The organism is Marivita sp., from assembly GCF_048006345.1.
Taxonomy (GTDB): domain Bacteria; phylum Pseudomonadota; class Alphaproteobacteria; order Rhodobacterales; family Rhodobacteraceae; genus Marivita.
On record NZ_CP180351.1, the window covers coordinates 3,111,314 to 3,130,761 of the forward strand.

A 19,448-nucleotide genomic window follows, 5' to 3' on the forward strand; every position below is an offset into this window, starting at 1 on the left:
TTGAATGATCCCAGCTTTGCCCGACGCGATGCGCCGGAATGATAGAATAATCTGGAATGCCAAAGCATCCGCAGACGGTGATAGACACCACTGCGGACGACGCCGCCGCCTCATCGCACCCCGCGATCAGACTGGGTGTTGGCTTACGGCAGGTCTCCTGACTTGCGGGTCACTGCTCTGCTGGCCTTCCCAGAATCCTTGTCGGACACCAGTGGCACGTTCAGCGTCGCTCACCGCTCACAGTTGCGGGGGCAGTCGCGGATTTTTCTGACGAAGCACCGCGTTCCCTTTTCACCGAATGCTGTGACACATCCGGACCGTAAACATGATCATCTGCACCCGCGAAACCGACCGCGTCAAGTGGGGTTTACACTGACCGGCACCGCCATTGGTCGCAGATGACAGCGCGCTGAACCGGAAAATTCGTTTAAATTCTTCGCGTTTTTCATGGGTTACCGCCGCATTGAGATCAAATTATTGCCGAACTTCGCAAGCATCGTGAACAGACTTTCCGGTTCAGACCGGGATCGAGAGTGTCGGGTAAAAGGTTTGGCCGGTGTCATTTACGCTTAGCTTCGATTACCGTTTTGACAGTACGGGGTTCTTCGACGATCCCGCGCGTCGCAGCGCGCTGGAAGCGGCGGCGGCACAATGGCAAGCGATCATCGAAGACGACTTCGCCGATGTTCCAGCGGGCACAGAATTCGAAATCCGGAATCCCACGACGTTTGCCACTGAAACCGTAAGGTTGGACCAGCCGATTGACGATATTCTTATCTTCGTTGGCGCACGCGCGTTCGACTCCTCGACCTTGGCCATTGCCGGACCCGATGGCGGCACCGTCACAGGTGACATCTATGCCGCGCGGATCAGCCAGGATTTTCGCGGTTCGGGTGCCGTCACTGACTTCGAACCATGGACCGGGTCGATCACCTTCAACTCGAGATCGAACTGGTCGTTCGCTCTGGACGGCCCGGTTTCAGGCCGCAGCGACTTTGTTTCTGTTGCCATCCATGAAATCGGCCACATTCTTGGGATTGGCACGTCGGCAGCCTTTGACCAATGGATCCGCGACGGACACTTCACCGGCCCCAATGCCACGTGGGTCAACAATGGACAGCCCATTCCGATCGAAGACGACCACGCGCATGTCGAAGAAGGCTTCGCCGATAACTCCGTGGCGCTTGACCCCATTCTCACCACAGGGTCTCGCGTGGTCCTGAGCGCGTATGACGCGGCCATGCTTGCGGATATCGGTTACCAGATCGCAGGCTTCGATAAGCAGGGCAGCACACCCGCGCTTGCGACCCCCGAAGCGGAGCGCATTTTCGGGACCGATCTTGCCGACAGCATCGACGCGTTTTCCGGAAACGACTCGATTCAGGGCGCAGGCGGAGATGACCACCTTGATGGAAACGCGGGGCAGGATGACTTGTTTGGCCAGTCGGGCAACGATACGCTTTTCGGAGGCGACGGGGATGACTACCTTGACGGTGGCGCGGGCAATGACGAGTTGCGCGGTGGGCCGGGTGCAGATGTCTATTTTGGACATGCTGGACAGGATGTTTTCGTCATCGCAGCCGGGGATGGCGGCAACAGGCTGTCGGATTTCGATCTGGACGAAGACACGATCCGATTGATCGACAGCGGCTTTTCTTCTGCGGAAGACGTGTTGGCCGCGATATCCAAACCGTTCAACAACGTGTCGCGCATTACGTTTACAGACGGAACAACGGTCGACGTGTTTCACGGAAGTCAGAGCGGGACGCCTTTGACGGAGACACATCTTTTCCTTGAAAAACCTGGCCAAGTGACGACCGGCGAGAACGACCCTGTCGAGGACGTGTCCCGACCCGAGTCCCGCACGGACGCGCCATCCACCACACCTCCAATAGCGACGTTTCTGGAGGGCTCGTCGTATGACGACTACATCGTTGCGACCGCAGGTCACGACCGGATCGACGGCTTTGACGGTATCGACACGGTCCAGTTTTCGGGGCACCAGTCGCGCTATACGATTGAGTTCGGTGCAAACGGCCTCAGCGTGACAGACCGGGGTGTCGGCGGTCTCGGATCCGTTCACCTAGACAATATCGAATTGATTGACTTCGAGTTTCCTTATGCCGACTTCGGCGGCTCACTCGATCTTCGGCTGTTCGGCGGGCACACGGACCTCGATCAAGCGGCGATGGATACATTTGTCGAAATGTATATCGCGTATTTCAATCGAGCGCCTGATGCTGTGGGACTTGCCTTCTGGGGAACCGCGTTTGCGAACGGAACGCCACTGGAAGAGATCGCGGTGCTTTTCGCCGAACAAGACGAAACTGCAGCTCTCTACCCCAACGATTTCGGGAATCTGCGGTTCATCTCCGAAATTTATAACAACGTTCTGGGACGCGCCCCGGATATGGAGGGCCTTTTGTTCTGGGAGGCCGCGCTGGACTCGGGCTTTGTCAGCCGTGGCGCATTCATCCTCGAACTGCTCATGGGTGCAAAAGCCGATCTCCCAGCTTCGGCCACAGCCAGTCTAATCGCGCGGCAAGCCGAAGATCAGCGATATCTGGAGATGAAAACGGATCTAGGTGTGCGGTTCGCATTGGATCGCGGCATGTCTGATACGGATGCGGCGACGCAGGTCATGCAGATTTTCGACGGGAGCACAGAGTCATTTGAACGCGCTGGTGCTCTGATTGACGACCTGTATTCAGCGGCTTTGGACCCGGAAAGCGGTTCCTTCCTTATGCCATTGATCGGCATTCACACTGACTTCGCTGAGATCTGAACTTGCCTCGCGCATTTGACGGCCGGAGTTAGGCCGAGATGGCGCGCGTAAACTCCATCATGCGCACGGAAAATAATTCCGACAAATTTACTCGGGATGTATTGATCGCGCCCGAGAATCATGTAACTGACTCTTTCAGTAAGAAATTCGCAGAACGGAGAGTCTCATGCGCGTCCTATGGACAACTTCGACGCTGGCACTTGTCGCCAGCACCGCACTCAGCACCGCAGCAATGGCACAGGGGGAAGTGAACCTCTATTCGTCGCGCCACTATGATACCGACGAACGGCTCTATTCAGACTTCACCGAAGCAACCGGCATCACGATCAACCGGATCGAAGGCAATGCCGACGAACTGATCGCACGCATGCAGGCCGAGGGCGCCAATTCGCCGGCAGACATTCTGCTGACCGTGGACACATCGCGGCTCGAGCGCGCCAAAGCGGCAGGTGTGCTGCAATCCATCGACAGCGACGTGCTTGAGCAACGGATTCCTGACAGTCTGCAAGACGATGACAACCAGTGGTTTGGCTTCAGCCAGCGCGCGCGGATCATCTTCTACGACAAAACCGACGTCGAAAATCCACCGCTCGACTACATTTCGCTGGCCGACCCCCAGTACAAGGGCATGGTCTGCCACCGTTCGTCGACAAACGTCTACTCTCAGACGCTGCTCAGCGCAGTGATCGAAAACCACGGCGAAGAGGCAGCCAAGGCATGGGCGCAGGGTGTTGTCGACAATTTCGCGCGCGACCCGCAGGGTGGCGACACCGACCAACTGCTGGGTCTTGTCTCGGGCGAATGCGATATTTCGATCTCGAACACCTATTACTTCTCACGTGCATTGCGCGTTGATGTCGAAGGCCTGTCCGAAGCAGACCGTGCCAATATCGGCTGGGTGTTCCCGGCCCAAAACGCGGAAGGCGCGCATATGAACTTGTCCGGCGGTGGCGTTGCAGCCCATGCCCCGAACCGCGAGAACGCGATCAAATTCCTCGAATACCTGTCGTCTGATCAGGCGCAGCAGTATTTCTCGGCAGGCAATGACGAATACCCGGCTGTTCCCGGCGTTGGCTTGTCCCCGTCGGTTGCGGCGCTCGGGATGTTCCGCCCGGACGATGTGGACCTGTCCGAAGTGGCGCAAAACCTTGCCACCGCCCAGAAGATCTTCAACGAAGTCGGCTGGAAATAAGCTGTTAGATCAGATTGCGGAAAAGAGGGCGCTCAGGCGCCCTCTTTTTTGTGGCCCTGCTCGTTTCGGATGCGACGACAGAGCAGGATCACCGGAAGCGTTCCAATCGCCACGATCACAAGGCTTGGTACGGCGGCACCGGCCAGACGCTCGTCTGCCGCCAAGCGATGTGCCTGTACGGCCAAGGTGTCAAAGTTGAAGGGCCGCATGATCAGCGTTGCGGGCAATTCTTTCATCACATCGACAAAAACGATCAGGAGCGCGGTAAATAGACTGGGACGCAGAAGCGGGAAATGCACGCGCCGCAGCAACCCCCATTCGCTTTGCCCCAGAACCCGCGCCGCCGCATCCATGTTCGGGTTGATCACGGCAACCCCGCCCTCATAGGCTCCAATCGCTGCAGCAAGAAAACGGATCATGTAGGCGCAGACAAGCAACCAGATCGACCCGGTGAACAAGAGCCCGGTCGAGATCCCGAAAGTCTCGCGCATATAGGCGTCGAGCGTGTTGTCGAAAAAGGCAAAGGGCACCAGCAACCCGACAGCAATCACGCCACCCGGCACGGCGTATCCCATGCGCCCGATATATAGGACTGCTGTTGCAACCCACGAGTCCCGTGTCCGGGCCAGACTGCCAAACAGCAAGGCCACCGAAACCGTGATCACCGCAGCACAGACACCCAACGTGACCGAGTTCTTCGCGAATTGCAGGTAGCGCGGGCTGAGCAGATCCTGTTCGGACCCAAGCGCCATTTCAGCCAGCATGAAGACCGGCAGAAAGCATCCAAGAAACGCTGGCAGAAAACACATGGCAAAAGCAAGAAACCCTCGACCTCCGGTCAAAACGGACCGGGGCATCTGTTCGAACTTGCGACCATACGCATACCGCGCCTCACCGCGGTTGATGCGTTCGACGATGGCCAAAAGCAGGGCGAACGCCAGCAAACCCAGCGAAAGCTGCGCGGCGGCTGCGCGGTCGGCAAATGAAAACCAGCTGGAGTAAATTCCGACCGCAAAGGTCTGCACCCCGAAATACGAAACGGTCCCGAAATCGGCGATGGTTTCCATCCCGACCAGCATCGCACCCGACGCAATGGCCGGGCGGGCCATTGGCAAAGATACGCGCCAGAACGCTCCGATCCGTGTCTGCCCCAACGATTGCGCAGCATAGAACGTGGTCGCACTTTGCGACGCGAATGCTGCGCGCGCCAAGAGATACACGTAAGGATACAGAACCAGCGTCAGCATGGCGGCGGCGCCACCCAAGGACCGTATTTCCGGGAACCAGTAGTCCCGGGGCCCCCACCCCGTCACCGCGCGCAACGTGGATTGCACGATCCCCGGATGATCCAGAACATGCGTGTAGGCATAGGCCAAGACATATGCCGGAAACGCCAGCGGCAGGACCAAAGCGATTTCCAGAACTCTGCGCCCTCGGAATTCGGTTGTCGTCACAAGCCACGCCGTCACTGTTCCGATGATGGTGCTGCAAATCACGACCGACACCAGCAAAACAAGCGTCGCACGCGTGTAGCGGCCAAGCACGGTCTCCGCCAAGGACTGCAGTGTGTCCGTCGATCCCATGAAGGCTGCGATCAAGACGCTGACATGCGGGAGCACACAGATCGCAGCAGCCAACCCAGCAATGATCCAGGCAAACCGGCCTGTCCAGGATGCGCGCTGCTGTTTGAGGATGAGTGAAGTCTCTGCCATATCCCGTGTTCGTCAATTTGCCATGGATGCCTGATTTCCGATAGGATCACTCAGGTATGGCAACGCTCATAACATCGAGAACTTGCGAGCGAAATCAGATTCCTGTCCACGCATCGCATCAGGACATGTGCCGATCCCGCAGTTCACCCTTCGCGACGGCGCTGAGGGCAAAATGCCACTCCTTATTGCACCATCTTGCACGTCAGATAGGGTTGTGGCCGTCTTGGAATACCGCGATGGTGTTCTCCAATAACGAAAGCCGCGAGATTGAAGAGGTCTGACATGCCCCTGATCCGAGAAGACGATCTGATCGAATCCATTGCCGAAGCACTTCAGTACATCTCTTACTTTCATCCACCAGACTTCGTGCGTGCCATGTCCGCAGCTTGGGAGCGCGAAGAAAACCCCGGCGCAAAACAGGCGATGGCGCAGATCCTCGTCAACAGCCGCATGTGCGCCATCGGGAGGCGACCGATCTGTCAGGACACCGGAGCGGCAAACATTCACGTCAAATACGGTGTCGAGGCGAAAACCGATTTCAAACGCTCGCTTCAGGACATCTGCGACGAGGGCACACGACAGGGCTATCTGCGCGACACCAACCCTCTGCGGGCCTCTGTGGTGGTCGACCCGTTCGGCGCGCGCAAGAACTCTGGTGACAACACACCATGCATGCTGACGGTCGAAATGGTCGCGGGGGACACCATCGAAGTCGAAGTTGCGGCCAAAGGCGGCGGGTCCGAAAACAAGGCGAAATTCACGACGCTGAACCCAAGCGGATCGGTCGCTGACTGGGTTGTAAACACGGTCGAAACTCTTGGCGCGGGTTGGTGCCCGCCGGGCATTCTGGGCATCGGCGTCGGAGGCAATGCTGACCGCGTGATGGCGCTGGCGAAAGCCGCGCTGTCAGAACCGATCGACCTGCACGACCTGCAGCGGCGCGGTCCGTCGAACCGGACAGAAGAATTGCGGTTGGAGATCGCGGAGCGCGTCAACGCGCTTGGCATCGGTGCGCAAGGTCTGGGCGGAGTGACCACCGTGCTTGATGTCAAGATCCGGTCGTTCCCGACACATGCAGCATCCCTGCCCGTTGGTCTGATCCCGAATTGCGCAGCGACCCGGCATGTCCATTTCACACTGGATGGCTCCGGTTCAGCCGAGTTCACACCGCCCGATCTGGCAGATTGGCCCGAGATCCTGCTGGATCAGGCCAGCGCGCAAGCACGGCGCATTGACCTTGATGCGTTGTCGGATGACGTTCTCGCGTCGCTTGAACCCGGTCAAACGCTGCTATTGTCCGGAACGCTCTACACTGGACGTGATGCGGCACACAAACGGATGATCGACATGCTTGACCGGGGCGAAACCTTGCCCGTCGATCTGAGGGGCCGCGCGATCTATTACGTTGGACCGGTTGACGCGGTTGGTGATGAGGCCATCGGCCCAGCGGGCCCCACCACATCGACACGGATGGACAAGTTTACAGATCGCATTCTGGCCGATACCGGCTTGAAGGTGATGGTGGGCAAAGCGGAACGTGGTCCTGCAGGGTTGGAAGCCATCGCCAAACACAAGGCGGTGTACCTGATTGCCGTTGGCGGCGCGGCCTACCTTGTCTCCAAGGCGATCAAACAGGCGCGTCCCGTGGCGTTCGAGGATCTCGGGATGGAAGCGATCTACGAACTCAAGGTTGAGGACATGCCCGTGACCGTTGCCGTGGATATCAATGGCAATTCGATCCACAAAACCGGTCCGGCGGCATGGAAACGCGTACCGGTTCTCGCATGATGCCTTGATGGCACCCTGATAGCGGCGAAAATCTCAGAGCCTGCCGCACCCGGCAGGCTCTTTGCTTATTGGTCAGCAAAAACGAGCGCGGACAACGGAGTCCACGGCAACGGCGTTTTCCGTGTTCACGATGATCGGATTGATCTCTATTTCCGCAAGGACATCGCGCATGTCCCACGCGAGCCGGGACAGCGCCGCTGCGGACTGCGCCAGTTTCTCCGTGGCCAGCACAGGGCTTCCACGATACCCGGACAGAATTTTGGCCGCGCGCAACTTGGCGATTGCCGCCGCGGCGTCCGCTTCTGAAAACGGCGCCATCATGAGGGCGTATTCGTCAAGCAAGTCGACAAAGATGCCCCCAGGCGCGATGCGTATTGCTGGGCCGAAATCGGGGTCATTGATTGCCCCCAACGACCATTCGACGCCCGGCGCGACCATTTCGGAAACCAGAACCTCACCGGTAAACCGGGCAGACAGATCATCATACTGGTCAGCGACAGCTTGCAGGTCCTTAAGGCCAGCCTTGACGCCGCCTAGATCTGACTTGTGCGAAAGCCCCAGCTGCGCGGTTTTGAGAACGACACTCCCCCCGATCCGTCGAGCGGCCTCAACAGCCCCTTCTTTGGACGCCACCAACACGTGTGAAGCACATTGGATGCCGTAGTCGGAGAAAAGCGCGTACCCGTCCGCCTCTCCGATCCAGTCCCGACCTCGAAAGGCGTCGCACCAATGCTGCGCGCGCGGGTTTGGCGGTTCAGTCGGTCGAAAGGGTTGTACCGGACGACGGTTGTGCAGCGCGCGCACGGCAGACAGCGCGTTCTGCATGCCGCTGATCAGGGGTATCCCCAAATCTGCAAATCGGTCGGCAAGACCAGCGTCGTCGCTTCGGGAAAAGTTCGATACGGCGGCAAGGGGTTTTTCGGTTTCATCTATGGCGTCGGAAAGGGCACGCGCGTGCATTTCGTGCAGGTAATAATTACCGCGCCAGTTCAGCACGTAGAGGCCCGTTCCAACGGATGAGTCCGCCATCATTGCCGTGATGGCGCGGGTGTACGTGGCCTGAGCGCCATGCCCAGTGCCCCAAGCATCCAGCGGATTGTCTGCCAGGATGCCCGGCTCAAGGACCGATTGGATCGACGCCTTGGTCTCTGCAGACAAAGTGGCATAGGTCAGCCCGTGATCCTCGGCCATGTCAGCCATCAATTCACGCTCACCACCGGAATCGTGAATGGATGCGATGCCGGGTGCTGGGGCTCGTCTGCCTTGTGCAAACAGAACAAGCATTGCAGCCATTTCATCGACCGAGGATGCCATGTGCCCGCCCAGCCGTTCGACAAGGCTGCGGAACACATCGTCATTGCCGACCAACGCGCCGGTGTGCGAAATGGCCATCCGCGCGCCCAGCGCGGAGCGACCGATCTTCAAGATGACGATAGGGATGTCACGGGCCGCCGCCGCCTCCATCGCTGCGACAAATCTTTCGGGGTCGCGCACGGTTTCCAGAAACAGGCCGACGCATCGGGTTTCAGGCCGGTTGACCATCCAAAGCAAATAGTCGGCTGCGGTGGTTACGGTTTCAGACCCGGTGCTGACCGCCTGCGAAAAACGCAACCGCCGATCGTTGTTCATCAGCGCGCCAAGGATTGAGCCAGATTGCGCGATCAGACCGATCCCTCCGGGTTTGAGATCGAGTGGAACGGGAAAGGGTGTCACCCTCAGACCCAGAGTGATGTTGTGGAACCCCATGCTGTTCGGCCCACACAAAGCAGCCCCGGCCGCTCGAACCCTGTCGCCGATGCGGTGACGCATTGCCGCGTCCGGGCATTCCGAAAAGATCGTAAGGGCCCGCGCACCGACTGAAAGCGCCTCGTCCACAGCTGCCTCCACACGCGCGGTCGCCACTGACAGGACAACATGCTCGGGTGCGCTGGGGCAATCACCGAGGCTTTCTGAAATGCGGCCGTCTGACCCTTTGGCCAGCCGTGGATTGACCCGCATGATCCGACCTGCAAAACCGCCTTCACTGACCATACGATCCAGAGCGTGCCCGTAAGACTCCGGGCGGTCCGAAACACCGACAAGCGCAATGCTTTTCGGTGCCAACAGCGCGTCCATGGACGATCTCGGAAAACTCTGGTCCTGCACGCCGCACCCTTTCTGAATGGATCAGAAGGGATATTGGTCGCAACACGCGAACAGTTGAAATTCCGATTTTGTAAGGAGCGATTTACCCGGCTTATACCGGGACCACATCAGGCAAGGTGGCCCTTGCTTTCATCTCGTCGCGGATGATCTGGATGAACGCCTGCGACGGAAGCGAAAGCTCTGCGCCCGCCTTCACAACAAGGGCTGTGTCATATCGGATCTCGGGTTCAAAAGGACGCCAGCTGACGCCGTCCTGCAGCGGCATGCACCCGTTCAGCGCGTCAACAATGGCAATGCCGGCCCCTTCGGCCACCATTCTGCGAACGACCGCGAAAAAGAACCCATGGACCGGCGCACGCACTTCGAACCCGGCCTCCGCGCAGATCGCGCGCACTTGCCGGTCCACCTGGTTGCTGTCTTGAATACCAACCAAACGATGATCGGCAAGGTCCGCAGGTGTAATGCGATCTTTCTGCTCAAGGGCAGAGCCAGATGGAAAAATGCAGACGCACGGCAACGAGAACTGTTCCACCTCGAGCGTTGGCGCGGCGACGGGGGCTTCGACAAGACCGATGTCGCATTGTCCGTTGCTTACGAGGTAAGAGATCTGATGCGAGCTTCGGACGCGAAGATCAATTTCGACCAGTGGGTTATCCTTGGTATATCGCGCCACAAGCTCTGGCAAAAGACCGAACGCCGCTGCGCCGATGGCACCGATCCGAAGCAGGCCCGTACCACCCTGTTTGATGAGCCGTGCGCGGTTGGAAAACTGTTCGACGGCAAGGATCGACAGCTCGGCATCCATATGAAGTAAATAGGCCTCGGGGCGCGGCGCGAAATGCCCCTTGGAGCGGTGGAACAGCGGAAAACCCAGCATGTCTTCAAGACGCGACAGCGCAATGCTGATTGCGGGCTGCGTCAGGTGCAGCCTGTCTGCGGCCTTGGAGACCGAGCCCTCTTCCATGACGGCGTGAAAGACTTCGAGGTGGCGCAGCTTGAGATGCATGACCCAACTATAAGAAAAGGTCAGAAATCTGCTACTCAAATTATCGTTTTGTTACACGGCCTCGGTCAACCGTTCACCGAAGCGCTGATCACGAACAGCTTGCGCATATGATCATGGATCACCCAATCGCCGGTCCAGCCCTGTGGCAGAACCAACAGATCCCCCGGTCCAATGTCACGGCTGCGGCTGCCGTCGGAATTGGTGACCGTGGCCCGGCCGGACAGGATATGGCAGTATTCACCGGCAGTGGTGCGATCCGCGGTGAACCGCCCCGGCGTGCATTCCCAGACGCCGATCTTGGTCAGGCCGTCCGGCGAACTCCACAACACGGAAGAGGCTTCGGTCTGCCCGTCGGTGAGTGTCGTCGGCTTTGGGGCAAAATCGCCCAAGGGAACCGATGCTAGATCGGCAAAGGATTCGAGGTTGATCATGGCGGAACTTTCAATGAGTGCCAGCGCGCCTTTGACGGCGCATCAGTCTTTCGGTTTCGACGGTTCTTTCTGCTGCCCGAACAGCTGTGCCAGAACCATCATGCCCGTCGTGACGAGGATCATGATGGTCGAGATCGAGGCAATGGTCGGGTCGATCTGATCGCGAAGCGCATTGAACATGTTGCGGGTCAGAGTCGGATTGTCTCCGCCTGACACGAACATCGCCACCACCACTTCATCGAACGAGGTGAGGAATGCCAAGAGCGCGCTGGTCACAACAGCGAACCGGATCTGCGGCAACGTCACGGTCAGAAACGCCTTCCAACGCGGTGCGCCAAGGCTACGGGCCGCCTCTTCCTGGCTCATGTCATAGCTCTTGAGCGCAGACCCCGTGACGATCACAACGAGCGGCAACGCCAGAACCGTATGCGCCAGAACAAGGCCCGTCATGGTGTAGAGGATTTTCAGCTGCACATAGGCGTAGAACGCGCCGATCGCGACCAGCACAACAGGCACCATCATCGGCGTGATCATCAGCACAAATGCTGCCCGGATGAAGCGGACTTTCGAACAATGTAGCCCATACGCCGCCAACACACCGATGGGCGTTGCGACCAGCATTGTCAGGAAAGCTGCCTTGAACGACGTGCGCGTCGCCTGCATCCATTCAGGTGATCCGAAATAATGATCATACCAGCGCGTCGACCAGGTTTCCGGCGGAAACTCGAGGTACTGGCTGTCGGAGAAGGACATGGGCACGACAATCAGGGTCGGCGTGACCAGCAACACCATTGTGATGACCGCAAAAACGTAGAGCCACAGGCGCTGCCCATGTGTGATCTGGGTTTCGGTGGCGGGTGCACGGAACCAGCGGAACATCAGTGCCCTCCTCCGGTCATCTTCTCCAGGTTCAAGAAACGCGAGGCAATCCAGAGGATCACCATGGTCGATACCAACAACACAACGCCCAAGGCGCTGGCGGCCCCCCAGTTCACGAAGAGTTCGATGTTCGAGACGATCTGCATAGAGACCATGATCACCTTGCCACCACCCAGAACCGCCGGTGTCACGAAGAACCCGAGGCACAGGATGAACACCATCAACGATCCTGCAAAAAGTCCTGGCAATGTCAGCGGAAAGAACACCGTCCAGAACGCGCGCTTTGGGCTGGCACCAAGATTGGCAGCCGCCTTCATCAGGTCGCGGTCGATGGCCCGCATCGCGCCGTAGACCGGCAGGATCAGGAATGGCAGCATGATATGCACCATGCCGATCAACGTACCGGTCATGTTGTGAACCATCTTTATCGGTTCGTCCCACAACCCCAGAGAAATTCCCCAGTCATTCACCAGCCCGCGCTTTTGCAAAAGCACGAGCCATGCGTAGGTGCGCACAAGAAGCGAGGTCCAGAACGGCAAGAGCACAGTGATCAGGCAAAGATTGGCGATCCGGGTCGGCAAACCGGAAATGAAATAGGCCAACGGATAGCCAATCAAGATGCAAAGGCCGGTGGTGAGAAAACTGATCTCGAACGTCGTTTGAAATATCCGGGCGTAGGATTTTCGCTTCAGCATCCGTTCGTAGTTTTCCAGCGAGAACGTTCCATCGGCCCCAATGAAGGACACATAGAAAAGCCACCCCACCGGAATGACGAGAATGACAAGGATCAGCAACATCGCCGGGGAACCAAGGCCGAAAAGCTTCAGCCGCTCCAGCCGTTCATCGCGCCGCAATCCTGTTTCATTGATCCGCGCGGCCACCATCCTAACGCTCGCTTCCGTCAATCAGGACCGTATCCTCAGGAGCCAGACACAACGTCAACAACTCTCCAACAGCCGGCAGCGCGGTCACATTTGCTCCGCGCATCGCACCGCGCAGCACCATCTGCCCGCCGCCGGGCAAATCTGCATGAAGTAGGAAACTGTCGCCTTGATAGACGACCTCGGTTGCAGTTGCGGCGAAGTTGTTGACACCTTCACGCGGACCTTCCCGTGACAGAACCACCCGTTCGGGGCGGACCATCAACAAGAGATTGTCGGTTTCAATCTGGGGAACCTCACAGAGCAACGGCTGCCCGTCGTAAAGCACGTCCTTGCCGCTGCGGGATACCGGCAGAAAGGTGGATTCGCCGATGAAATCGGCAACAAACCGGTTGGCGGGGCGCTCATAAAGGTCGCGCGGGGTCGCAAGTTGCATGATCCGACCGTGGTTCACCACGGCGATGCGGTCCGACATGGTCAACGCCTCGCGTTGGTCATGCGTGACGTAAACCGTGGTCATCCCCAGCTTTTCGTGCAGGTGGCGCAATTCGATCTGCATCTGGTCGCGCAACTTCTTGTCGAGCGCGGATAGCGGTTCATCCATCAGCAGGATTCGGGGTTCAAAGACAATGGCGCGGGCGACGGCAACGCGCTGACGCTGTCCACCGGACAGTTGGTCAATGCGGCGATCTCCGAACCCACCCAACTGCACCGTTTCCAGCGCCGCCTCCACCCGTTTGACAATCTCAGCTTTGGGCACCTTGCGCAGCCGCAGCGGGTAACCGACGTTGCCCGCCACGGACATGTGCGGAAACAGGGCATAGCTTTGAAAGGTCATGCCGACATCGCGCAGATGCGGGGGGGTACGGATCACTTCGCGGTCACCGAATTTCAGGCTTCCGCAATCGGGCCGCGTAAATCCGGCGAGCACCATCAAAAGTGTTGTCTTGCCTGACCCGGACGGACCAAGCAGCGTGAGGAACTCTCCGCTGCGCACCTCAAGCGACACATCGTCAAGCGCGTGTACGCGTCCATAGGTCTTGGTAATGTTCCTGACCGAGATCGGCAGCGCTTCGGACGTTCTGTCGGTCAAGTCGAACCCTCGTCTTCTTTACTTGAGAAACATGCGGGCGCCAGAGCGCCCGCAGTTGCGATTTGCCAAAGCGACAGGATCACTCGGTCATCATTTCCTGATACATCTCGGCCGCGATGGTTTCCCATTTGGAGTACCAGTCCAACGACACCGGCAACTGCATCGCCGCGTTTTCGGGCGAGGACGGCAGTCCCATGGCAACTTCTGTCGTGATTTCACCCGTGTCATAAGCGGCTTTGTTGGTCGGGCCGTAGGTGATGTATTTCGGCAAGTCGTCCTGATACTCGGGCTTGGAAATTTCGTTCAGGAACTCCATTGCCGTGTCCCGGTTGGGAGCGCCTTTCGGAATGGCAAAGCAGTCGTAGTCCAGCAGCGCCTGATTGAAGCTGTACTTGACCATGGCACCGTCCTTGGCGGCATTGTCGAAGCGGCCGTTCCAACCGGTGGTCATGTCGACCTCACCATCCTTCATCAACTGGGCGTGCTGTGCACCCGAGGTCCAGAACACCGAGATATTCGGCTTCAACTCGCGGATCTTGTCGATGGCGCGCTCAATGCCTTCTTCGCTGTCCAGTACGGAATAGACATCCTCTGGCGCCACACCATCAGCCATGAGCGCCGGTTCCAAAGCACCGGCAACCCCGCCGCGATAGGCACGGCTTCCCGGAAACTTCTCAACGTCCCAGAAATCCGCCCAGCTCTGCGGGCCCGCGTCGCCATACGTGTTGGTGTTCCAGGCGTAGACAGTCGAGAACACATCACCGCCAACGCAATAATCAGTGTAGAGGCCCGGATAGAACGTAGACACGTCGATCACGCTGTAATCCAGTTTTTCAAGCAGACCCTCTGCGGCGGCACGCGCCGCTGACCCCGATCCGCTTGCCACGATATCAAGCGTCACCTGCCCCGACGACACCTGAAGTCGAACATCGGACATGCCCCCATAGGTTTCCTGTTTGACCTCGATCCCGGTCTTGGCAGCGGCAGGTTCGAAAAGCGCCTTGCTCTGTGCTTCCTGATAAGAGCCACCCCAGGATGCGATTGTGACACTCTTGTCTTGCGCAAAGGCACTTGTGGCCATAACGGCGGCCGAGATCGTCAGAAGTGTTCTGGTTTTCATTGGTTTCCTCCCTTTGGATTGTTTTGACGGTCGTGCCAGCCCGGCGCGTCGCCGGTGGGCACAGATCCGTTTCGTCCTCCACTTGTCTCGATTGTGCTGGCACGTTCGGAACAAATGAAATTTCGAATCCTAAACCTTGGTTTCGATCCGTTAATACCGGGGGAAAGACCGGATCATGGCCCTGCCCGGCGTGTCATCCCATGCGCAGTGCCCTTTCAAATTGCCGCTGATCGTTCCACCGGTACCAGGACACGGCGGCAGGCAAGAACCATGGCTTGCCGCGATAAAGGGGACGCGTCGGGAACGGCAGGCCGTCAAAGGCCGTGACACCCTTGGGCAGGCCGAGAACCTTCTGCCCCGCCCGCATCCCCAGATAGGGCGCCATCGACACACCGGACCCGCAATAGCCCATCGCGTAATGCACGCCGTCATACACGCCCGTATGCGCCAGTTCGTCGAAACTGTACGCGACGGTGCCGCTCCAGGCATGAGACAGGGCCACGCCTTCGAGTTCGGGGAAGATGCGGCACATATCCTGCCTGAGCCGGGTCGCGCCGGCCAGTGCGGTCGTCTCGGATGCCGACACTCTGCCACCGAACAGGACGCGCCTGCGGTCCGGGGATGCACGGTAATAGTAGACAACCTTACAGGTGTCGCTGGCGATGCGATCACCCGGAAACAGGGCGTCTATCGTGCTTTCCGGCAATTCCTCGGTTGCGATGATGTAGCTGCCAATGGGGATCACGCGGCGCTGCAACCACGGTGTCAGCGCGGTGGTATAGCCATTGGTCGCGACGATCACATCGCGTGCCTCGACAGACCCATTTGCGGTCTCGACGCGAAAGCCTGATCCCTGTCGGGCAATATGCGTCACGCGGCAATGGCCAACAACCAAAGCCCCGGCATCAAGCGCAAGACGCAGCAGTTCGCGGTGAAACTTGCCCGGGTGAAGCGAACAATGTGCCGAAAAGACGACGCCGCCGAAATAGGTGTCTGTTCCCAATTGGGTACGCTGTTCGCTGCGGGGCACGGCAAAGCTATCGATGCCTTCCTGCCGACGCATCTTTTCAGCGTCGCGGACAAGCGTCTCGTAATGCTGCGGCGTATGTGCTGCATGAAACCGTCCGACACGGCGAAAATCGCAGTCCAACGCTTCAGCTGCAACGAAGTCACCGATCCATTTCAGCGCGTTGGAACCTTCTGCGCGGATCCCCTGCGCACGCCCGGCACCGAATTTCTCGGTCAGCTTTTCCAGTGAGGGCTTCACACTTGTGCTGATCTGCCCGCCATTGCGGGTGCTGCATCCGAAGCCCGGATCTTCGGCATCCACAACCAAGGTAGACCGCCCGGCGCGCGCAGTGACCAAAGCAGCGCTCAGCCCGGTATACCCTGACCCCACGATCAGAACATCTACCTTGGCAGGCAGGTCTGTCGCCAACGGGGGCGGCGCACCGATTTGGTCATGCCAATAGGGGCTTTGCCTGATCTCTGTCAGTTGCATTGAATCGAACCCGGTTCCCATAGCTCGGGCAAGACATTTCCGCCCGCTGGCTTGATCCGAAGGCTAGGCGACTATTGGCACGCAACTCATATCCAATATGATAAAACGATCAGACCAATCTGCGTGCGTCGCAAGACCGAAGCGCCGGCAGGTTGCGCAAAACACTGATACCCCATGTGATGTCCTCGGGCGTGGCGCAGCCAAACCCGAAAACCAGCCCGGATTGGGGGTTCGGAGACAGGCAGTATCGCCCCAAGGGCGCAAGGGTAACACCCGCCTGCCTGGCCTGCTGCACGATATCGGTTTCGCTGAAACCAGCCTCAAGGAAAGCGGGCGTATGAAACCCGCTGGTCGTCTTTTGCAGGCGAATGCTGTCGGGCAAGGTTCGTGCGGCATCTTGCAGGGCTTCGTGACGTGCCTTGTAGAGCTGTCGCATCAAACGGATGTAAGTCGCGAAATGGCCCTCGTCCATGAATTCGGCGACCACCGCTTGGGTCATTGTAGACGGCCCGCTGGCCCATGTGTCGAACATCTTGTCGAAGTTGTCGACCATGCGGTCGGGCACCAGGACAAAGCCCAATCGCAGCGATGGGAACAGCGATTTCGAAAACGTGCCGACATACAGCACGCGACCATTGGCATCTATGCTGTGGAGCGCCGGACCCGGAGCGTTGCCAAAGTAAAACTCGCCATCGTAGTCGTCTTCGATGATCAGGGCCTGTGCTTTTTCCGCTGCCTGCAACAGTTCCAACCTGCGCGGCAAGGACATCACGTGCCCCAGTGGCTGTTGATGCGACGGGGTGACAAAGGCCAGCCGGAAATGCGGTGCCTTGGACAAGCCATCGGCGACAACCAGCCCCTCGTCGTCAACAGCGACAGGCACCATTTCCGCACCTTCGGACAAAAGCGCGTTGCGCGCGCCAGATGCCCCAGGGTTTTCCATCCAGACTCTATCGCCGGGATTCAGGAAAAGCCGCCCAATCAAGGAAAACGCATGCTGTGCGCCCGAGGTGACGAAAACTTGCTCGGGATGGCACCGGATTCCCTTGAGCGCACCAAGATGCGTGGCAATCGCACGGCGAAGCGCCGCCAGTCCTTTGGGTTGCCCATAGCCCATGACATCGCTGCGAGCGCCCCGCAGGTGCCGGGCCGACAGACGCGACCAATGCGTCATCGGAAACGCGTCCAGCGCAGGCAACGCTGTGGTGAACGCCCGCGGTTTGTGCGGCAACCACAACCGATGGGCAAATCCGGTCTGCGCATCGCTGATCACGTAGGACAACCTTGGCTGTCGCCCCGCAGACCCGGAGGCCTGTCTCGGAGCAGCGACAAGGCTCTGGTTCTCAAGCGTTTCGCTGACGAATGTCCCTGCACCGATGCGCGAGACAAGCATACCTTCCGACACAAGTCGGTCGATGGCGTCGATCACAGTGGTGCGCGATACTCCGATTTCACGGGCCAGCACCCGGGTCGCCGGCAACCGATCACCGGCGCCCAGCGCGCCCGACAGGATCTTGTCGCGCAAGGCCATGTAGAGCTGAACACTGACGCTGCGCCTGAGCGAACGGTCAAGCCGGATCGAGGACAACAACGCTCCGGCGGCATGTTTCAAGGTCGCCCCCGCCAATTGGTATGAAGAAAAAGCCTAAATGGATATATCTGGCATCCCGATTTTTCGCCAGCTTTTTCACAGAACCGCCCAGCCCGGACGGTCGTAGCGTGTGGTGGTCAATGAAACTCGTCAAGCTTGAAACCTTTTCCAACCAATATGTCTGTTTCGTGCGTGCGACCGCCGAAGATGGCGCGCAAGGCTGGGGTCAGGTCGCGCCATACTATGCCGACATCACGGCGCAGGTCGTGCACCGGCAGGTCGCGCCGTATGCCTTGGGCATGGATTGCGGCGATATCGACGCCATGCTTGAAACGGTGCGCGACCGTGAACACAAGTTTCCCGGATCCTATCTGCGGCGGGCGATGGGGGGTGTCGACACGGCGCTCTGGGACATGCGTGGCAAACGCGAAGGCAAACCGGTCTGCGCCCTGATCGGCGGCACTCCGGGCAAGGTGCGGGCCTATGGGTCGTCAATGAAACGCGACATCACACCGAAGGACGAAGCGGAACGACTGCTGAGATTGCGTGACACCCAAGGTTTTGACGCCTTCAAGTTCCGCATCGGAGCAGAGGTCGGGCACGATCAGGACGAATGGCCGGGACGAACCGAAGAGATCGTCCCCACGATGCGGAAGGCCATGGGGGACAGCGTTGCGTTACTTGTTGATGCCAATTCCTGCTATGCGCCAGCCCGCGCCATCGAAGTCGGGCGCATGCTGCAGGACAATGGAATCTCGCATTACGAAGAGCCTTGCCCCTACTGGGAGTTTTCCCAGACAAAGGAAGTGACCGACGCGCTCGAAATCGATGTAACCGGCGGCGAACAGGACTGCATGATGGAACGGTGGCAGACGATGATCACGGACCGCGTCGTCGATGTGCTCCAACCCGACATCTGCTATCTCGGCGGTCTGTCACGGACCTTGCGCGTGGCCCGTATGGCAGAAGCCGCAGGACTGCCGATCACTCCGCACGCGGCAAACCTTTCGATGGTGACGCTGTTCACCATGCACCTCCTGCGCGCGATCCCGAACGCCGGAAAGTATCTGGAGTTTTCGATCGAAGGGCTGGATTACTATCCTTGGCAGGATGGTCTTTTTACGTACGAACCGTACCGGATCGAAGACGGTTGCGCCACGGTCACCGATGCCCCCGGTTGGGGCGTCGAGGTCGCGCCCGAATGGTTGGAGAAGTCCGACTACCGGGTGTCCGAGCCGGGGTGAACATCCGCGTGCCGACACCAGATCGCATGCAGATCTGAAGCGGGCGCGCTTTCCGCTTGTTCTTCTGCGTCCGACGATCG

The 19,448-nt window shown here is 58.9% G+C and carries 14 protein-coding genes and 1 riboswitch; of the genes, 4 read left to right on the top strand and 10 right to left on the bottom strand.

Annotated elements, in window-relative coordinates:
- Positions 1–129: 129 nt before the first annotated feature.
- Positions 130–337: riboswitch (cobalamin riboswitch) on the bottom strand.
- Between the two features lie 219 nt (positions 338–556).
- Complete coding sequence (locus ACMVPR_RS15260) at positions 557–2,785, top strand: DUF4214 domain-containing protein (RefSeq protein ID WP_416883568.1); 2,229 nt, start codon at positions 557–559, stop codon at positions 2,783–2,785.
- 166 nt (positions 2,786–2,951) lie between these two features.
- Positions 2,952–3,977 carry an extracellular solute-binding protein gene (locus tag ACMVPR_RS15265; protein ID WP_416883569.1) on the top strand — a complete coding sequence of 342 codons (1,026 nt, stop codon included), beginning with the start codon at positions 2,952–2,954 and terminating at the stop codon, positions 3,975–3,977.
- Positions 3,978–4,009: 32 nt separating this feature from the next.
- Here ACMVPR_RS15265 and ACMVPR_RS15270 read toward each other — a convergent pair whose 3' ends face one another.
- A complete protein-coding gene (locus ACMVPR_RS15270; protein ID WP_416883570.1) occupies positions 4,010–5,689 on the bottom strand; it encodes an ABC transporter permease in 1,680 nt (559 codons plus the stop codon).
- A 282-nt stretch (positions 5,690–5,971) separates the two neighbouring features.
- Here ACMVPR_RS15270 and ACMVPR_RS15275 point away from each other — a divergent pair, with 282 nt between their 5' ends.
- Positions 5,972–7,477, top strand: coding sequence for a fumarate hydratase (locus ACMVPR_RS15275; RefSeq protein ID WP_416883571.1), 1,506 nt, complete (start codon positions 5,972–5,974; stop codon positions 7,475–7,477).
- 72 nt (positions 7,478–7,549) lie between these two features.
- Here the strand turns inward: ACMVPR_RS15275 and ACMVPR_RS15280 are convergent, their stop codons facing one another.
- From ACMVPR_RS15280 to ACMVPR_RS15320, 9 genes are all read right to left on the bottom strand, one after another.
- Positions 7,550–9,592: an acetate--CoA ligase family protein gene (locus tag ACMVPR_RS15280; RefSeq protein WP_416883572.1), complete on the bottom strand. Its 2,043-nt coding sequence runs from the start codon at positions 9,590–9,592 to the stop codon at positions 7,550–7,552.
- Positions 9,593–9,713: 121 nt separating this feature from the next.
- Entirely contained in the window at positions 9,714–10,628 is a 915-nt protein-coding gene (locus ACMVPR_RS15285) for a LysR family transcriptional regulator (protein WP_416883573.1), read from the bottom strand.
- A 65-nt stretch (positions 10,629–10,693) separates the two neighbouring features.
- Positions 10,694–11,059: a cupin domain-containing protein gene (locus ACMVPR_RS15290; protein WP_416883574.1), complete on the bottom strand. Its 366-nt coding sequence runs from the start codon at positions 11,057–11,059 to the stop codon at positions 10,694–10,696.
- A 42-nt stretch (positions 11,060–11,101) separates the two neighbouring features.
- Positions 11,102–11,938 (bottom strand): ABC transporter permease, encoded by an 837-nt coding sequence (locus tag ACMVPR_RS15295; protein WP_416883575.1) that lies wholly within the window; start codon positions 11,936–11,938, stop codon positions 11,102–11,104.
- Positions 11,938–12,822 (bottom strand): ABC transporter permease, encoded by an 885-nt coding sequence (locus tag ACMVPR_RS15300; protein ID WP_300586891.1) that lies wholly within the window; start codon positions 12,820–12,822, stop codon positions 11,938–11,940. Before ACMVPR_RS15300 ends, ACMVPR_RS15295 begins: the two co-directional genes overlap by 1 nt.
- A gap of 1 nt (position 12,823) precedes the next feature.
- Positions 12,824–13,912, bottom strand: a complete 1,089-nt coding sequence (locus tag ACMVPR_RS15305; protein WP_416883576.1) for an ABC transporter ATP-binding protein — start codon at positions 13,910–13,912, stop codon at positions 12,824–12,826.
- A 79-nt stretch (positions 13,913–13,991) separates the two neighbouring features.
- Entirely contained in the window at positions 13,992–15,032 is a 1,041-nt protein-coding gene (locus tag ACMVPR_RS15310) for a polyamine ABC transporter substrate-binding protein (protein WP_416883577.1), read from the bottom strand.
- A 193-nt stretch (positions 15,033–15,225) separates the two neighbouring features.
- Positions 15,226–16,533, bottom strand: coding sequence for an NAD(P)/FAD-dependent oxidoreductase (locus tag ACMVPR_RS15315; RefSeq protein WP_416883578.1), 1,308 nt, complete (start codon positions 16,531–16,533; stop codon positions 15,226–15,228).
- 109 nt (positions 16,534–16,642) lie between these two features.
- On the bottom strand, positions 16,643–18,145 hold the full coding sequence (locus tag ACMVPR_RS15320) for a PLP-dependent aminotransferase family protein (protein WP_416883579.1): 1,503 nt from the start codon (positions 18,143–18,145) through the stop codon (positions 16,643–16,645).
- A gap of 119 nt (positions 18,146–18,264) precedes the next feature.
- On the opposite strand from ACMVPR_RS15320, the gene ACMVPR_RS15325 reads away from it, so the two are divergent.
- Complete coding sequence (locus ACMVPR_RS15325) at positions 18,265–19,368, top strand: mandelate racemase/muconate lactonizing enzyme family protein (protein ID WP_416883580.1); 1,104 nt, start codon at positions 18,265–18,267, stop codon at positions 19,366–19,368.
- Positions 19,369–19,448: the final 80 nt, after the last annotated feature.

Bases quoted from the DNA above. Each gene is read 5' to 3' on its own strand.
- ACMVPR_RS15265 (WP_416883569.1), top strand. From the start codon at position 2,952: ATGCGCGTCCTATGGACAACTTCGACGCTGGCACTTGTCGCCAGCACC.
- ACMVPR_RS15270 (WP_416883570.1), bottom strand. From the start codon at position 5,689: ATGGCAGAGACTTCACTCATCCTCAAACAGCAGCGCGCATCCTGGACA.
- ACMVPR_RS15275 (WP_416883571.1), top strand. From the start codon at position 5,972: ATGCCCCTGATCCGAGAAGACGATCTGATCGAATCCATTGCCGAAGCA.
- ACMVPR_RS15280 (WP_416883572.1), bottom strand. From the start codon at position 9,592: ATGGACGCGCTGTTGGCACCGAAAAGCATTGCGCTTGTCGGTGTTTCG.
- ACMVPR_RS15285 (WP_416883573.1), bottom strand. From the start codon at position 10,628: ATGCATCTCAAGCTGCGCCACCTCGAAGTCTTTCACGCCGTCATGGAA.
- ACMVPR_RS15290 (WP_416883574.1), bottom strand. From the start codon at position 11,059: ATGATCAACCTCGAATCCTTTGCCGATCTAGCATCGGTTCCCTTGGGC.
- ACMVPR_RS15295 (WP_416883575.1), bottom strand. From the start codon at position 11,938: ATGTTCCGCTGGTTCCGTGCACCCGCCACCGAAACCCAGATCACACAT.
- ACMVPR_RS15300 (WP_300586891.1), bottom strand. From the start codon at position 12,822: ATGGTGGCCGCGCGGATCAATGAAACAGGATTGCGGCGCGATGAACGG.
- ACMVPR_RS15310 (WP_416883577.1), bottom strand. From the start codon at position 15,032: ATGAAAACCAGAACACTTCTGACGATCTCGGCCGCCGTTATGGCCACA.
- ACMVPR_RS15315 (WP_416883578.1), bottom strand. From the start codon at position 16,533: ATGCAACTGACAGAGATCAGGCAAAGCCCCTATTGGCATGACCAAATC.
- ACMVPR_RS15325 (WP_416883580.1), top strand. From the start codon at position 18,265: ATGAAACTCGTCAAGCTTGAAACCTTTTCCAACCAATATGTCTGTTTC.